The following is a 15,944-nucleotide window of genomic DNA, read 5'->3' as shown; positions in this document are numbered from 1 at the left end:
TTTGCCACCAGCATTGTCTGCATGACAGATTCCGTTGTCTTTGCTGCCCCTGCTCCTGCCCCCACTGCACCTGTTCCGCTGTCCCCGACAGCACGTACGACGCACAAGCGCGCCCGCCACCACGGCGTCGCAGAACGCGCGGCACTCGTCGACGTCTTGCAGTCCGCGAAGCTGTGCCACATGGGTGTGACCGTCGGCGGAGTTCCCATGGTGTTTCCCACCGCCTACGGGTTCGACCTCGACGGCCCCGACCGCGGCGGATCTATTTATGTTCACGGTTCAGTCGCTTCACGGAGCTTGGCTCCCGACAGCGAAATCTGCATCACCATCACGATCCTCGACGGGCTCGTGTTGGCTCGGTCGGGCTTCCACCACTCGATGAACTACCGCAGCGGCGTCATCATCGGATCACCTCGAGTCGTGACCGACGGCGACGAACGCGTGAAGGCTTTGAATCTGATCGTCGACCAGGTGGTTCCCGGACGTTCCCAACACTTGCGGGATCACACGCGCAAGGAAATGGCGGCAACCATCGTTCTTGCGCTGCCGTTGTACGAGGCTTCCGTCAAGGCTCGCACCGGCGGCCCCGGTGACGATGCCGTCGACATCGGTATCGAAACCGTTTGGGCTGGAGTAGTTCCCGCAACTACGCACTTCGGTGAACCGATCCCGTCCGAGGATCTCGACTCCGGTGTCGCGCTGCCGGACCATATCTCGACGATGCTCTGACCGCACACGCCGTACACACCGGGGCATGGCTAAGCCCCGGTGTGTACGTATTCAGTTGCGCCCGTTCAGGCTGCTGTGGGTGGGCTGTTCCCGCCGATCGGATGTTGATACGGATCAACAGACATCGGCGGGTAGAACACCGTTTTGCGATCCGGGCCGATCTCCACCCGCCATTCGGTGTGGTGCAGTGTCCGATGATGATGACCGCACAACAAGATCAGATTGTCGAGATCTGTTGGGCCACCATCGTTCCAGTGAACAATATGATGAGCATCGCACCACCCCGACGGCGTCCCGCACCCCGGAAACGCACACCCGCCATCCCGAACCGCCAACGCCCGCCGCTGCGGAACCGTCGCCGTTCTCGCTTCCTTACCGCAGTCGAGCGGAACACCGTTCTCGTCCAACAAGATCCGCGTCACGGTGCAGTCGCACGCCAACATCCGCGCAGTATCGATACTGATCGGGCCCACCCAATCCGCCCACGCAAACCCGAGTTCCTCCGTCGACGGCAGGAGGTCTTTCAAAGCCTGCAGATCCGTCATGTCTTTTGCGGACGCAGTCACCGTGATGTGCGGTTTCACCCCGCCCTCGATCGGACCCAACCCCGCCCGCTCGTACCGCCGCAGTAGTTCGCAGAACCCGTCCGCCCGTCGTAATGCCGGCGTACGCGTGTCCTTCACGCCGTCCTTCTCCGGTATCGGCGCAGACAGGCTCGACAACAACGTGATCAGACGGGCCCCGTTCACAGCATCCAAGTCACCCTTCACCGACACGCGCCCGTACAACCCTTTCGAGGCGTAGAACTCGTTACGCTCCGAATCCTCACCCACCGGAACGCCGTCCTCGCGTTTGCCGTACTGCTTCTCGATCCGCCGGATCGCCGCCCGCACCGCATCACAATCGGCAATGTTCTTCGACGCCAGGCCAAGCAAGATCCCGCGGGCCTTGTCCACATCCGCCAGGGTCATGTTCTTGGGTGGATGCTGACAAAACGACGCCACCTGACGGGCTTTCAACGCATCCACGTCACCGCGGTGAAACGCATCGCCGACAACCGGTTCGAGCATCAACAACCGCGCCAACCCGACCAGCAGACTGCACTCACCGATCTCCAGATTCGTCGAACCATGCAACCACTGCGCGATCGCCCGAAAACCCTTCCCACCGAGAACGTCCCGGGAAAACATCTCCACGATCAGCAACACCATCCGCGACTGCAACTCGTGCCGGGCGCGCACCAGATCCAGAACCTCACCCTTGAGGTCCTCGCCATCCAGTTGCCACGCTTCCCGACTGTCCATGCTCAAAGTTTAATCGAACAAAGTTTCGAATACAAGGGATGGAGAACCGAAACTGGATGCTAATCAACAACTTTCGCATTCCAGACGAAACGGGCAGGTTCTTGGGTCGCGGGAGTTGCCGCAACTCCGCCACCGATAAAGGGCCGGACAAGATCCAGCGGCAAGGGGAAGACAACGGTGGAGTTGTTCTCACTACCGATCTCGTGAAGCGTCTGTAGATAACGCAACTGCAGGGTGGTCGGATTGCGGCTGATCACCTCGGCCGCCTCGGCGAGCTTGGCCGAAGCCTGAAACTCGGCGTCGGCGTTGATGATCTTGGCTCGCCGCTCTCGTTCGGCCTCTGCTTGCCTGGCGATGGCGCGCTGCATGTTGGCCGGAATCTCGACGTCCTTGATCTCGACGGTCGTGACCTTGACTCCCCACGGTTCGGTCTGCTGGTCGATGACTTTCTGCAGATCCTCGTTGAGGCGTTCACGTTCGGATAGCAGCGAGTCCAGCTCAGCTTTACCGAGGATGGAGCGCAGTGTGGTCTGGGCGATCTGTGAGGTGGCGGCCAGAAAATCCTCGACTTCGACTATCGAACGGTCAGCGTCGACGACCCGAAAGTACGTGACGGCGGTGACCTTCACAGGAACATTGTCGCGGGTAATCACTTCTTGGACCGGTATTTTCAGCGTGACGGTTCGCAGACTGACCCGCTCCATACGATCGATCGCCGGCACCAGAATCACCAGACCAGGACCCTTCAAGGTGATCAGTCGACCGAGGCGGAACACCACCGCGCGCTCGTACTCGCGCAGAACTCTCACCGACATGCCCACAAGGACTGCAATCAGCACGACAAACACGGACAACACGACAAGCACGGTGGTCATAGCGGCAGCTCCCACGGTTCACGACGGCGCACTTTCAGAGTCAGGCCTCGAACCTGCTCTACGACGACGGATTCGCCCACGGCGGGCACAGAATCGTCGTACCCGAATTCCATTCGAGCACGCCATAATCCGCCGTCGAGCTCGACCTGACCCTGCACACCGGTCCAACTGCGAACGGTCGCGTCCGAGCCGACAAGAGATTCCGTCCCCGTACGCACGGGAGCGCGGCGCGCGGTAAGCGCTTTTCGACTCGCTACCGCCACCACGCCCAGGCCGACTACCGCGACCCCCGCCGTCACCGGGATCGCGATCAATTGCCCGATACCGTCGGATGTGAAGAGCATCCACACGCCGGCACCGATCATGAGTGCTCCAAGCGCACCGAGCACCCCCGCGGTTGGGGCATGCGCCTCGACCACGATCAACAGGACGCCCAGCAACAGGGCAACGACACCGATCGTCGTCATCACTCGTCTCCACGCTCGCGAGGACGCGGTCACGTCGCGTAGCCATTGTGCGATCGCGCCCTCGACTTCAACGGTAATCACGTTCGGCCGGATCTGCCACAAGCGCTTTCACATCACGTCAGAGAAGGACCTCACCGATCTGTCGTGCAGTCACCTTGGCAAGATCCGCGAGGAACGGAATCCGTTCGTCGATCATCAGCTCGACCGGACCACGAAGCCCGAGAGCGTAACGCACAGTGCCGGATCCATCGATGATCGGAATTCCGATCGTTCGGAAATCCGGGGTCAACTCCTCGTCGTTGAATCCGTATCCTCGCTCACGAGTCAGTTCCAGTTCCCGGCGGATACCGGCGACATCGGTGATCGCACGCTGAGTGGTCGCTTCACGTGGCAGCGCAGCCAGCTCGGAATCGTCGACATCGGACCAAGCCAGAAAGGCTTTCCCCAGTGCGCTCGCATGCAAGGGAAGGCGGACACCCTGCAGCACGTGCCCGTCGGCCTCGCGCCACCGACTGAATCCGAGCAACACCACCTCACTTCCGCTTCGCACTGCCAGGGAAGCGGATGCTCCTGTCGTCGCGGCCAATTGCTCCAAATAGGGCTCGGACAGATAGATCCGATGCTGCCGGTAGGAGACCTGTCCGTAAGCCGCCAGCGCCGCGCCGATGCGATACCGACTGGTTGCGTCGTCCTTCTCGAGAAATCCCGCGTCGACGAGCGACTGCAGCAATCGATGCGTGGTGCTGACCGCAAGCTCTTGTCGCCGCGCAACTTCCGAGACTCCCAGTTCTTCGCCACTGCGAAAACATGTGAGCATGGTCAGGGCACGGGTTACCGTCTGAACTCCCGCGCCGCGTGCGTCCGTCACGAACGATCCTTTCGCTGTGGCCTGATCGACCTGAGAATCGGACGCTAACACGGACCCAGCAGTCCGGCCATCCTTTCCATCAGATGGAAAGGAACCAAACGTGGACCTACAAAAGCCCAGATGAACAGACTTCCGATGTTGTCAAGATTTCCAATCTCCAGAAAACAAACGGGGGTAAAACGGACAGGCACCCAATAGCGTCATCGTCGTCAGTTCTGACGATTCAACGCCTGAAGGAGCCACATACATGTCCCGCTTCCGCCGACTGCCACGAGCTGCCGCTGCGCTCGCCATGATCCCGCTGGCCGGGTTGGCGGTGGCGTGTGGGTCTTCCGATTCCGACAGCGCCGCAGGCAATTCCAGCGCAGACTTCACGCTCAAAGTCTTCGATCCCGGAAACTCCGGTGCCATCGCCGTCGGCAAGCGTGACGGAACCTACGACGAGGCTCTGGCACCGCTGGGCGCAAAGATCGAATGGGTCAAGACCACACCGGGATTCAGCTCCAACCTCAAACTCTTCAACAGCGGTGAACTCGACATCCAAACCGGCGCATACAGTCCCGTCGTCGGCGCACTGTCCAAGGACGTGGGTGTCCGCATCTTCGCCACGTCCGACCCGTACAACAAGGACCAGGCCGGCATCATCGCCACTCCGGAGTCCGGCATCAAGACCGTCGCAGATCTGGCCGGCAAGCGTATTGCCGTCAACCCTGCAGGCAAGGGCGAGTACATCACGCTCAAGGCCCTGACGCAGGCCGGAGTGCCGATCGATTCCGTCGAACGTGTTCCGCTGCAACAGGCTGACGCGGCGTCGGCGTTCTCCACCGGGCAGGTCGACGCGTGGGCATCGTTCCTGATTCCGTATCAGGAGGCCAAGGCCAAGGGCGCGGTCGAGATCGCAACCGAGGCGAGCATCGACTCCGTGGACAGCACCATCATCGCCGGCCGCACCGTAGTACTCGAAGAGCATCCCGAAGTGGTCCAGAAGTTCCTCGAGGTCACCCAGGAACTCACCGCGAAGCAGCAGGCCGACCCGGCAGCATTCGAGAACGTCTTCGAACAGACCGGTCCGCGCGCACTCTCCGGACAGCGACTCGACGACGCGATCACCCTGGGCGGCCAGATCACCAACTTCCGCTACCCGACTGCAGCCGACGCTACCGACCTCGAATCGATCTCCACGTTGTTCGCCGACAACAAGGTGATCCAGCAGCCGATCAAGGGCAGTGACGTGATCTTCGACCTCCAGGGTGCTGTGGCAGGTTCGGCAGCGGCAGCACCCACCACCGAGGGGAAGTGACCCGATGGTGACGCTGACCCGGCCCGCACGAACTGCGTCGCCGTCAGTGGAGCATCCGCAACTCGAAACGCCCCGCTACCGCCGCAATCGCAGCAGGCCCAAGTGGGTCTCGATCCCACTCCGCTTCCTCGTGCCCGCGCTGCTGGTTGCCGGATGGTGGATCGGATCCGCTACCGGACTGATCCGCGAAGAGATCCTGGCCGGACCTCCGGCGGTGTGGACGGCATTCGCCGAGCTGTACCAGTCGGGTCAGTTGGTCGACTTCGGTCTCGCGTCGCTTCAACGTGCCGCACTCGGTGTTTCGGTCGGTGTGATCGTCGGATTGGTGCTCGGGGTTCTGTCCGGTCTCTCCTCGCTCGGCGAAGAACTGATCGACTCGACCATGCAGATCAACCGCGCGGTTCCGTTCCTCGCGCTCGTTCCGTTGTTCATCGCCTGGTTCGGTATCGACGAAACCTTCAAGGTAGTCCTGATCGCCGTCGCGACCGTCGCCCCCATGTACGCGTACACCTACCTGGGAGTGCGCGGAGTCGATCGCAAGATGGTGGAAGCGGCACAAGGTTTCGGCTTGACGGGTTGGCGACTGGTGTTCGGAGCGATTCTTCCGACCGCCCTCCCCGGTGTTCTGATGGGGCTTCGAATCTGCCTGTCGCTCAGCATCACCGGATTGATCGCCGCCGAGCAGGTCGGCACACGTGAGGGCATCGGATATCTGGTCACCCTGGCGCAGGAATACAACCGCACCGACTACATGGTTCTGTGCATCGTCATGTACGCGGCACTGGGACTCATCTTTGACGCAATCGTCAGACTGATCGAGCGGTACTCCATGCCGTGGCGGAGATTGTCGGTGGCGCGATGACGAATACAACCATCGGCTCGCTGCCATCCACCGAAGCACCTCTGCCGCCGTTGGCAGCCCGTGAGCGGACCGGCACCACTGCGGCCGAGCGACGTGCCGGATCACCGGTAGCGGTCTCGCTCACCGGAGTGCGTAAGTCGTTCGGTGACAAGACTGTTCTGGGCGGTATCGACCTCGAGATCACGCGCGGCGAGTTCGTCGTTCTCCTCGGCCCCAGCGGTACCGGCAAGACGACCCTGTTGCGAGTGCTCTCCGGTTTGGAAGCACCGGACAGCGGCGAGGTGCTGGTTCCGCGCGACCGCACGGTTGTCTACCAGGAACCGCGATTGATCCCGTCGAAGCGAGTTCTGGCCAATGTCACAGTCGGACAGAAACGGTCACGTCAGGTCACCGACAATGCACGCAACGCACTCGCCGAGGTCAACCTCGCGGACAAGCACCGCGCCTGGCCGGCCACCCTCTCCGGCGGCGAGGCCCAACGCGTCGCATTGGCTCGTGCTCTGGTTCGCGAACCTGAACTATTACTGCTCGACGAACCGTTCGCAGCCCTCGACGCTTTGACCAGGCTCCAAATGCAAGACTTGGTAGGCGATCTGGTCGCCCGCCACCGTCCGGCAGTACTGCTCGTCACGCACGACGTCGACGAAGCCGTACGACTTGCCGACCGTGTGCTCATCCTCGACAAGGGCGGGTTTGCCCTGGATGTCGACATCGACCTACCACGCCCCCGCGATCGGAACGATCCCGAATCTCTGCGCTACCGAGCGAGTTTCCTGAAGGAACTCGGCGTCGGTCGCACCTTCCCCGACGGACAGGACAGTCATGACATTGATCGCTGATTCCGCAATCGACACACTCTGGTACACCCGCTGCCCCGTTCCCACCGCCAGCGGCCTCGCCAACAGTCTCGGTTGGCTCGACCGGACGGCAAACGAATCCGGAGTGCGTTTCGGCGTACTGCAAGATGCCGGACCGGAATTGGCAGTGCGCCATTTCGATCACCACCTCTCCGGACTCATTCGCGAAGGCGGCAACGTCCCCGCACTGGCCGCGCGTGCCAGTGGTTCTCCGACGAGGCTCATCGGGCTCACCTGGATCGACGAGGCCCAGGCAATCCTGGTGCGCGGAGACTCCGACATCCGAGAAGCCGGTCTTCTGGCAGGCGCTCGGATCGGCATCCCGGCCTGGGCGGCAGATCAGGCCAGGAGCTTCCCCCGTGCCATGGCCCTGCACGGCTTCGCCTCCGCACTTCGACTCGGCGAGTTGAGTTTTGCCGACGTCACTCTCGTCGAGGTTGCGACGACGGCGGCCCCCGAGGTCCGCACCGCCTCGTCCACCCGCAACACGACGTGGGGCGTCGAATCCCTGCTACGCGGCGACGTCGACGCAATCTACGTCAAGGGCGCCCGAGCCCAGGAAGTTGCCCGCGAACACGGTCTCGCGGTGGCCGTCGATCTCGATTCCACTGCTTCCCTGCGTGATCGCATCAACAACGGCACCCCACGACCGATCACAGTTCACGCCGATCTACTCGAACAGCGCCCGGACATCGTCGTGGGTTTCCTTGCCGAGAGCCTGAGAGCGGCGGACTGGGCCGCAGCCAACATCGACGAGGTCCGAGCCGTTCTGCAAACCGAAACACAGTCGGGGCCCGAAGGTGTGGTGGCAGCATACGGCGAGAACTTCCACACCGGACTGCATCTGAGCCTGTCTGACGAGCGTGTGGACCTGCTCGGGGTGCAGAAGCAATTCCTGTATGCGCACGGCTTCCTTGCCGCCGACTTCGACCTGCAGTCCTGGGTGGCGCACGAACCACTGGAACAGGCACGCAACCTTGTTGCGACGAAGGGCACAGCAGAATGACGGACGTCTACTGGGAGCTGCCCTCGCGCGGTGACGGACGCCGAGCAGTGGCCGCGCTGAACAGTCGCGGCGGCTTCGGGCCGCAGCGACCGACTACCGTTGCGACCGATGTTCGTCCCGGAAACTTCGGGCCCTTCGACGAATTGGCACAGATCGTTCTCGCCGCCGAACTGTCGGGCGTCAACGGCGTTGTCGCACCGTACGATCCGAATGGCGAAGAATCCTGGATCGTTGCTGCCGCCGCCCTACGTCAGACGCGTCATTCGCGAGTGGTCGTGGAGTTTCACCCCACTTTCGGCACCCCCGTCTACGCCGCCAAAATGTCGGCGACACTTCAGCGCCTGTCGGCAGGTCGTCTCGAATGGCGAGTGAAGGTAGAGACGGACCCCGAAGACGCCGCTGCTCGCGGCGACGTGGTTCGAGGAGCCGACCGCTACGCGCGCGCCGCGGAGTTCCTGACCGTCGCCCGTGGCGTATGGAACGAGGAGCAAATTCTCCCTGGCGGATTCGGCGGCACGGGTTACGACTTCGACGGCGAATACTACGACGTACTCGGCGGCGGATTCCGAGGCATCTTGTCGGGACTCCGTTTTCCCCGAGTACATCTGACCGGGGACTCACCGGAAGCTCTGGAACTCTCGGCCCACCATGCCGATGTCCATCAGTTCACCCTTGCCGGCGACGAGTTGTCGACACGGATCACCACCCTCGACGACCGAGCATCCGAACTCGGCAGGACCGTCGAGAAGGTCCTGCGCATCCCGATCATCGCGAGGGAAACAGCGGACGAAGCCTGGGCTCGCGTCGAACGGCAACTGAGAGAAGCCGATTCCGCTGCACTCGAGATCGATCGGGGCGGCATCCTGTGGTCCGGATTCGACCGCATCGGCTACGAGCACAGTATCGGCCTCGTCGGAAGCTACGAGGAGGTGGCCCAACGATTGTCGTCGTATCGCGATATCGGTGTGGACGGTTTCGTCTTGTCCGGTCGGCCACACATCGAAGAGCTGCACCGGGCGGGCGAGCATCTCCTGCACCTGGTCGATCCCGAGGGTCGGATTCGCAAGGAAGAGAAGGCCACCACAGAAGAGAAGGCCACCGCATGAGCATCGATTTCTATTGGCGGATCGGGATGGAAGGCGACCACGCGTCGCTGCGTACTCCGCGTCGCTACAACCGCGGCGATGCCGGTGGATACGGGCCGGGCAACATTGCTCCCGCGATCCGCGGCGGCGAATTGGACGGATACAGCTACATCGACCACATGGCAGCGGTGGCAAAGGCTTCCGAGTCCGCAGGGTTCCTCGGTGGACTTCTGCCGTCCTTCCCGATGACCGAGGATCCGTGGGCGACCGCAGCAGCGTTGGCCGCCGAGACCACCACCTACCGTTTCATGGTTGCGTTCCAACCGGGGTTCCTTCACCCGGTACAGGCAGCGCGGATGTCGGCCAGTCTGCAGCGAGCAACCGGCGGACGTCTGGTTTACAACATCATCAGTGGTGGAGGCGGAGCGCCTCAGCTGTGGTGGGGCGACAAAGTCGACCACGACGATCGCTACACCAGGACGTCCGAGTTCCTCGATGTCCTCAAAGGTGTGTGGGACGGTGAACCTTTCGACTTCGACGGTCGCTTCTTCCAAACCCACGGCGCTGCACTGCCACCCGGGCTTGCCGGCCAACCGTTTCCCGAGGTGTACTTCTCCGGATCTTCGGCCGCAGCCGTCGCCGCCGCCGGACTGCACTCCGATTACTACCTTTCCTGGCTGGAACCGTACGCCGATCTGAGAGCCAAGATCGACGGCGTGCGGGAGAACTCGGCCAAACTGGGACGCACGCCGAAATTCGCCGTACGCATCGACGTCGTAGCCCGGCACACCGAAGAAGCCGCGTGGGCCGAGATCGAGAAAGGCTGGGCCTTCGTCGACAAGGGGGCCGCCGACCGTGCAGCCCAGGGTGACTCGGTGGGCGCCGCCCGCATCAAAGGCTGGGTACCCGAACACATCACCGGCTACCGAGATCTGGAAGTGCAACCCAACGTGTGGTGCGGCTTCAGCCTCATCCGCGGCGGACCGGCGTTCGGACTGGTCGGCAGTTACGAGCAGGTCGCCGAAAGACTCGACGAGCTGCGCGAACTGGGCGTCGACGCCTTCATCCTCGCCGGTAACCCGCATCTCGAAGAGGCATACCGCGTCGGCGAAGAAGTTCTTCCCCTCCTGCAGCGCACCCCGATCACACCTTCTGGACTGGAGACTCGATGACCACCACCGAAACTCGACTCGACACCGAAACCGCAGCATTCGTCGAAGAAGCTCGCAAAGCAGCAGACAAAGCATTCGACGTCTTCCGCAAGACCGGAACCGTTGCAGCCAACGGGACCGTCAACTTCGTCGAACGAGTACCCGGCACCGAAATCGCGGTCGCCCTGAACGATCCGGGACCGTGGGCGAACGATCCGTCGGTGTCACCGGTTGTCGCCACCTTCGATGGAGAGGTGCTGTCCGGCAACGGATCGGCCGGATTTGTCACCGGCTACGCATCGGTCTTCCGTCAGCATCCGGAAATCACCAGCGTTGTCCACATCCACACACCGTGGCTCGGCGGTTGGGCACAGACACATCGGACGCTACCCATCCGCTATGCGGCTTCGCAGAGGCTGACGCTCTCCCGAGAGATTCCGCCGCACATCGATCGGTCCCGTTCTGCAGGCGATTTCATTCTCGAGCGTCTCGAACACGATCCCGATCTGGTGGCGATCTTCGAAGCCAACGGCGGGGTCAACGTCATCGGCCGCAGCGGGTTGCTCGACCTCGCGAAGTTCGTCGTCCTCCTCGAGGAAGGCGCCCAGTTCCAGGCGATCGCCGAATCCCTCGGCGGTTCGGTTGAATTCGATCCATCCAACCTCGTCGTGCAGTGGGGCCGTAGCGGACTCGCCGACGAGGCGCGTCGACGCGGCCTCATCTAGCCACCCCCAATCACTGATTCAGAACAGGAAACCGTAGATCTCATGACCGTTCGCGTCGGATACTTCCCACACAACAATTCGCTGTTCGTACTGCGCCACACCGGAATCCTCGAACGCCGTCTCCCCGATGTCGAGTGGGTGGACCTGCGTGAGCTTCCCGCCAAGCCTGCAGTGAACCCGGAAAACGCCTTGCCGACCCTGCACTCGGACTGGCTGTTCGAGGAGGGCGGATACGACGTGATCGGAACCGGATTCACGCCGCCCGTCACCGGATTGGCCCAGGGCCGCGATCTCGTCTACATCGGAATCTCCGGCCCCCGCGTGGAGAACGGGCGCCTGGTAGTCAAGGCAGAGTCCGAGATCAACACGGTTGAGGACCTGCGTGGCAAGCGCGTCGGCATCGCGCACGGATCGTGGCAGACCACACTTTTGTTGTTCGCCTTGGATCAGGCGGGGCTGACCTGGTCCGACATCGTCCCTGTCGACACCGACGTACGCGGTGGTGGAGCGGACCTCGTCGACGGCACCATCGATGCCTGGGTTGGCGCGTACCCGGGGCTGACGGACATCGAAGCGAACCACGAACTGCGCACGCTGATCGCCACCGACGGACTCTTCAGCCACCCCTCACTGTGGTTCACCCGGCGCGATTTCGCGGATACCAACCCGGAGGCCCTCCAGGCGATCATCGAGGCCCTGCAGGAATCCGACGCCTGGATCGAAGCCAACCCCCGCGAAGCCGCCCAGGTCTTCGTCGACGACGTCGAGAAGCGTGGCGGGTCCGCGAGCCTCGATGCCTGGGAAGCTGCACTGCGCGGACGTCCTTTCGGTGTCAACCCTGTCACCGACGAGTTCCTGGACGAGCAGCAGCGCGCGGCCGATCTCCTGCTGAGCAACGGACTACTGCCGAAGGGGGTCACCGTCCGCGAAGCAGTCGTGCCGTGGATCAGCGAGTTCGTCGGTTCGGATCGTTCGTCGATCTGAGGACCCACTCCTGACAGATCCGCTTCACACGTGACAGATACCGAACGGTCTGCCATTGTGAAGGAATGCGGCGGCGCGTGGGTGAGAGTTGGTCCACGCGACCAGTCTCAGGGGTAACCCCTGGGTCGGCCAGAAGAATTGGATACTGCGTCCACCGGCGTTCGGCACGCTCCGCGTGCTTGCCGCCGCACCGGACAAAGGATTTGGTCACCCCGCCCCGTCGCATCCCGGAGTCGAATCATGCGTGACTTCGAGCTCGATCCCGAGTTGGCGCGTCGTCTGGCCGTTGCGGCCGCTGACACTCCGTGGACCCTCAGCGGCCTCGAGGAGGCATTCGGAACCGTCTTCGGCGTTTCCCCGACGCTCCTGGCCGTGCGCGTTCTCGACCTCATGCCCGCTCCACCGTTCGAACCGCAGACTCTGTATCGATTGCTTCGCGAACTACCTCGCCTGCGGCCTGTTCCTCTCTCACTGGACACCAATGAAACCTCGGTGTGGCGGTTCGACGTTCCCCGCTACAACACCAGTGTGGACCTGGCTCGTTCACTGGATCTGACGATCTCCGAACTCGAGTGGTTCGCCGACCGAGGGGAATGGCTCCGCACGAAACCCCGACCGCTACGCCACTACCGGCCGATGCAGATCAGCAAGAAGGCCGGCGCTCGCCTCCTCGAGGTACCGAAACCCCGATTGCGCGAAATTCAGCGGAAGATCCTGCGCCGCATCCTCGACCTGGTGCCCCCGCACGACGCGGCACACGGATTTGTCCGTGGTCGAAGCCCTCTGACTTTTGCAGCTCCGCACGCACAGTCGGAAATCGTGATCGGCGCGGACCTCGCGCAGTTCTTCCCGTCGATCAGCGGCAGCCGCGTTCATGCCGTCTTCGCCGCCCTCGGCTATCCACCCGCAGTGGCAGGCGTTCTCACCGGATTGTGCACTGTTGCAACACCTGCCGATACCCTGCGCGGCCTACCGTATGCACAGGCATCACAGCTACGCACCGCGCATCTTCCGCAAGGCGCACCCACTTCTCCTGCGCTGGCGAATCTCGTCGCACGCAAACTCGACATCCGCTTGAGTGGACTCGCACAAGCGAACTGGCTCACCTACACCCGATACGCCGACGACCTCGCGTTCTCTGGAATCGAAGTAGCCGACGTCGGCACCCTCCTCTGGACGGTCGAGCAGATCGCCAGAGACGAAGGGTTTGCCATCCATCCACGAAAGATCAAGGTGATGCGCCCTCATCGACGCCAACACCTCACCGGGCTGGTGATCAACGACCAACCCTCGTATCCGCGCGACGACTACGATCGCTTGCGCGCCCTGCTGCACAATGCCGCCAGTACTTCTGCGCAGGAACAGAATCGGGATGGCGTGGAGAACTTCCGCGCCCACATCTACGGCCGGATCGCGCACATCGGCGAAACCAGCACTACACGCCGACGCACATTGCTGCGCCTGGCTGAACGTGTGGATTGGGACGGTTAGTGCCCGCGAGCAGTCAGAACCGCGGGGTGTAGGCCATGCATTCGACCTCCATGTCCGCACCCACTTTGGGTCCGTCGATGCGCAGACCTGCGCGGAACTCGAAGACCTGCTGCTGACGCTTCAGCGTGATCTTGGCATCACCGTCCTCCTCGTCACCCACGACGTCGACGAATCGGTGTAACTGTCCGATCGAGTGGTCGTCCTCGGCGGAACTCCGGCATTGATGCAGGACATCGTCGACGTCCCGTTGACCGGAGCTCGAGATCAACTGACCACCAAGGCAGACCCACTGTTCATCGAGTGCCGTACCAGGGTCCTGTCCGCGATCCAGCAGTCGAAGGTGGTGGCGCCCGTGTCGTAAGCGCCTCGCCTAGGCTGGCTCCGTGATCCTTCTCCTCATCGGCCTCGCGCTGCTCGGATTCTGCGGCTACCGGTTCAGGCAGGATCGACGGAGGCTGAGCAACGGCGTCTACCTACTTCTCGGACTGATCTTCACCGGTCTGTGGATGTTGCAGTCGGGTGCGCCGGGAACCGAGGTCCCGTCGTTCGTCATCGCGACGATCGCTCTGCTCTCGCCGTTGCTGGTGCTCATGCTTGCAGGATTCCTGATCGTCAACGGAGTCACGATGCTGCGGCGCGAGGGATTCAGCGTCGCGAATCTGCTCTCACTCGTCGCCGGACTCGGCCTGCTCGTTCCCTACGTGTTGCTCGCATCAGCGCTGCTGACGCAGAGATATTGGCTCGCAGTCGTTCTCGGTTCGTTCAGCCTGGTCGCGTCGTACCTGGGGTTTCTGTTCACGAGCTTTCTGCTCTACTCCTACGTCTACGGACGCCAGAAGTACCAGCCCGGAATGGACGCGATAGTGGTTCACGGCGCCGGGCTTTCGGGCGCCGACGTGACGCCCCTGCTTGCCAGCCGTCTGGACAAGGCGGCCGACGTCTTTCGCGCCGAGGTCCGCGAAGGACGTTCACCACTGTTGGTCGTGAGCGGCGGGAAGGGTTCGGACGAGGTGGTCAGCGAGGCGGAGGCAATGTGCGTCTACCTCGTCGATCACGGGATACCGCGCGAGAGCGTGATTCTCGAGGACCGCTCGACCACCACGCTCGAGAACCTCGAGTACACCAGGGACCTTCTCCGTGCCAACACCACGAAGCCTCGAATGGTGCTGGTCACCAGCAACTTCCACATCCTCCGAACTGCGACGTTTGCCCGAAGCCTCGATCTGGATGCGGAAGTCATCGGTTCCCACACCGCCCGGTACTACCTGCCGAGCGCCATTCTGCGCGAGTTCGCCGCCGTCACGGTGGAGCACAAGTGGCTCAACGGAACGGTCTGCCTGATCCTGGCCGCCCTGCCCCCACTGGTGGTCTGGGCGGCAGGAGGCATTTCGTAGCCGGATTCAGCGAATCAGGCTCTCGACGGCCATCGGTCGGCGACCCAGAAGCAGTTCGACGGCCGCGCTGCCGGCAAGAAAATCGTGGTGGTTGTAGAACTCGAACATCGCCGCCAGACGCGAGCTGGCGTTGACGTCAAGGCTGCTGCCGATCTGTTCGCGCCATTGATCCACGCTGATCTGATCTATCGCGACGGTCCGTGACGTCTGCTTTTCCACCATCTGTGCCACCTCCATGACGCTCAGAGCTTGCGGGCCGCCCACCTCGTACGTCGCTCCGTGATGTTCACCCGAGCCCTCGCTCAGTACGACCGCGGCAACAGCCGCCACGTCCGCCAGACTCACGAACGAGAACTTCGTTTCCGCGCTGTACGGCAGGACGATGGTGTCAGATCGGCCCGTGAGTACCGCCTCGAAATTCTGCGCGTACGCACACGGTTGCAGCACAGTCCATTTCAAGGGTGAACGATGCAGTTCGTCCTCACACCTGGCTTTGTCCAGGTGATGCGGCATGGACGGGCTGAACGGCCACGCGACGGAGTGATAGACAAAGTGCTCCACTCCCGCCGATGCCGCTGCCGTCAGCGCATTGCGAAGCAGTGCGGGCTCGTCGGGATGGACGTTCGGGGCAATGAAGTACACGCCTCGGCACCCGGCGAGCGCCTTGCGCAGTCCGCTTCCGGTTTCCAGTTCTACCTCGAAGTCCCCGTCGACACGCGCCTTTCGCACCAGTCGCCGAACTGTCACGCTCGGCGGCAGTGCGGCGACGACGGCCTCACCGGTCTTACCCGCGGCGCCGATCACCGCGATGTCGGCGCCGCGAGCAATTCCGTTCTCCATGAGAGT

The 15,944-nt window shown here is 62.7% G+C and carries 18 protein-coding genes; 12 read left to right on the top strand and 6 right to left on the bottom strand.

Features of this window, described 5'->3' with window-relative positions; genetic code table 11:
• The first annotated feature begins 21 nt into the window (after window positions 1–21).
• Complete coding sequence (locus tag V3587_RS24025; protein WP_283377382.1) at window positions 22–729, top strand: pyridoxamine 5'-phosphate oxidase family protein; 708 nt, start codon at window positions 22–24, stop codon at window positions 727–729.
• A gap of 65 nt (window positions 730–794) precedes the next feature.
• Here V3587_RS24025 and V3587_RS24020 read toward each other — a convergent pair whose 3' ends face one another.
• The 4 genes from V3587_RS24020 to V3587_RS24005 all read right to left on the bottom strand — a co-directional run bounded on the left by V3587_RS24020 (window position 795) and on the right by V3587_RS24005 (window position 4,243).
• The gene (locus V3587_RS24020) at window positions 795–2,033 is read right to left on the bottom strand and encodes an HNH endonuclease signature motif containing protein (RefSeq protein WP_283377381.1); all 1,239 of its coding nucleotides are present in this window, start codon (window positions 2,031–2,033) and stop codon (window positions 795–797) included.
• A 59-nt stretch (window positions 2,034–2,092) separates the two neighbouring features.
• Window positions 2,093–2,908: a slipin family protein gene (locus tag V3587_RS24015; RefSeq protein ID WP_050656912.1), complete on the bottom strand. Its 816-nt coding sequence runs from the start codon at window positions 2,906–2,908 to the stop codon at window positions 2,093–2,095.
• Window positions 2,905–3,375, bottom strand: a complete 471-nt coding sequence (locus V3587_RS24010) for an NfeD family protein (protein WP_064689121.1) — start codon at window positions 3,373–3,375, stop codon at window positions 2,905–2,907. The genes V3587_RS24015 and V3587_RS24010 overlap by 4 nt, the downstream gene beginning before the upstream one ends.
• Before the next feature lie 118 nt (window positions 3,376–3,493).
• A complete protein-coding gene (locus V3587_RS24005) occupies window positions 3,494–4,243 on the bottom strand; it encodes an IclR family transcriptional regulator (protein ID WP_030537941.1) in 750 nt (249 codons plus the stop codon).
• A gap of 247 nt (window positions 4,244–4,490) precedes the next feature.
• Between V3587_RS24005 and V3587_RS24000 the strand changes: the two genes are divergently transcribed.
• From V3587_RS24000 to V3587_RS23960, 9 genes are all read left to right on the top strand, one after another.
• Window positions 4,491–5,543: an NrtA/SsuA/CpmA family ABC transporter substrate-binding protein gene (locus V3587_RS24000; RefSeq protein WP_050656908.1), complete on the top strand. Its 1,053-nt coding sequence runs from the start codon at window positions 4,491–4,493 to the stop codon at window positions 5,541–5,543.
• Between the two features lie 4 nt (window positions 5,544–5,547).
• Window positions 5,548–6,405 (top strand): ABC transporter permease, encoded by an 858-nt coding sequence (locus V3587_RS23995; protein ID WP_003946011.1) that lies wholly within the window; start codon window positions 5,548–5,550, stop codon window positions 6,403–6,405.
• Entirely contained in the window at window positions 6,402–7,244 is an 843-nt protein-coding gene (locus tag V3587_RS23990) for an ABC transporter ATP-binding protein (protein ID WP_283377380.1), read from the top strand. Before V3587_RS23995 ends, V3587_RS23990 begins: the two co-directional genes overlap by 4 nt.
• Window positions 7,228–8,268: an ABC transporter substrate-binding protein gene (locus tag V3587_RS23985; RefSeq protein ID WP_283377379.1), complete on the top strand. Its 1,041-nt coding sequence runs from the start codon at window positions 7,228–7,230 to the stop codon at window positions 8,266–8,268. Before V3587_RS23990 ends, V3587_RS23985 begins: the two co-directional genes overlap by 17 nt.
• Window positions 8,265–9,374 carry an LLM class flavin-dependent oxidoreductase gene (locus V3587_RS23980; RefSeq protein WP_283377378.1) on the top strand — a complete coding sequence of 370 codons (1,110 nt, stop codon included), beginning with the start codon at window positions 8,265–8,267 and terminating at the stop codon, window positions 9,372–9,374. Before V3587_RS23985 ends, V3587_RS23980 begins: the two co-directional genes overlap by 4 nt.
• Window positions 9,371–10,525, top strand: coding sequence for an LLM class flavin-dependent oxidoreductase (locus V3587_RS23975; RefSeq protein WP_003946051.1), 1,155 nt, complete (start codon window positions 9,371–9,373; stop codon window positions 10,523–10,525). The genes V3587_RS23980 and V3587_RS23975 overlap by 4 nt, the downstream gene beginning before the upstream one ends.
• Window positions 10,522–11,229 carry a class II aldolase/adducin family protein gene (locus tag V3587_RS23970; protein ID WP_054187225.1) on the top strand — a complete coding sequence of 236 codons (708 nt, stop codon included), beginning with the start codon at window positions 10,522–10,524 and terminating at the stop codon, window positions 11,227–11,229. The genes V3587_RS23975 and V3587_RS23970 overlap by 4 nt, the downstream gene beginning before the upstream one ends.
• A 42-nt stretch (window positions 11,230–11,271) precedes the next feature.
• Window positions 11,272–12,213, top strand: a complete 942-nt coding sequence (locus V3587_RS23965) for an ABC transporter substrate-binding protein (RefSeq protein ID WP_283377377.1) — start codon at window positions 11,272–11,274, stop codon at window positions 12,211–12,213.
• 240 nt (window positions 12,214–12,453) lie between these two features.
• On the top strand, window positions 12,454–13,704 hold the full coding sequence (locus V3587_RS23960) for a reverse transcriptase family protein (protein WP_283377376.1): 1,251 nt from the start codon (window positions 12,454–12,456) through the stop codon (window positions 13,702–13,704).
• 13 nt (window positions 13,705–13,717) lie between these two features.
• On the opposite strand, the gene V3587_RS23955 is transcribed toward V3587_RS23960, so the two are convergent.
• Window positions 13,718–13,864, bottom strand: a complete 147-nt coding sequence (locus tag V3587_RS23955; RefSeq protein WP_283377375.1) for a hypothetical protein — start codon at window positions 13,862–13,864, stop codon at window positions 13,718–13,720.
• A 33-nt stretch (window positions 13,865–13,897) separates the two neighbouring features.
• Here V3587_RS23955 and V3587_RS23950 point away from each other — a divergent pair, with 33 nt between their 5' ends.
• Window positions 13,898–14,065 (top strand): hypothetical protein, encoded by a 168-nt coding sequence (locus V3587_RS23950; RefSeq protein WP_283377374.1) that lies wholly within the window; start codon window positions 13,898–13,900, stop codon window positions 14,063–14,065.
• A 22-nt stretch (window positions 14,066–14,087) separates the two neighbouring features.
• On the top strand, window positions 14,088–15,098 hold the full coding sequence (locus V3587_RS23945) for a YdcF family protein (RefSeq protein WP_050656900.1): 1,011 nt from the start codon (window positions 14,088–14,090) through the stop codon (window positions 15,096–15,098).
• Window positions 15,099–15,104: 6 nt separating this feature from the next.
• Here the strand turns inward: V3587_RS23945 and V3587_RS23940 are convergent, their stop codons facing one another.
• Entirely contained in the window at window positions 15,105–15,938 is an 834-nt protein-coding gene (locus tag V3587_RS23940) for an NmrA family NAD(P)-binding protein (RefSeq protein ID WP_003945973.1), read from the bottom strand.
• Window positions 15,939–15,944: the final 6 nt, after the last annotated feature.

The organism is Rhodococcus sp. IEGM 1306 (assembly GCF_036541985.1).
In the GTDB taxonomy this organism is placed as follows: Bacteria; Actinomycetota; Actinomycetes; order Mycobacteriales; family Mycobacteriaceae; genus Rhodococcus_F; species Rhodococcus_F qingshengii.
The sequence above is the reverse complement of the archived record's forward strand: the minus strand, read 5'-3'. Positions and strand labels throughout refer to the sequence as shown.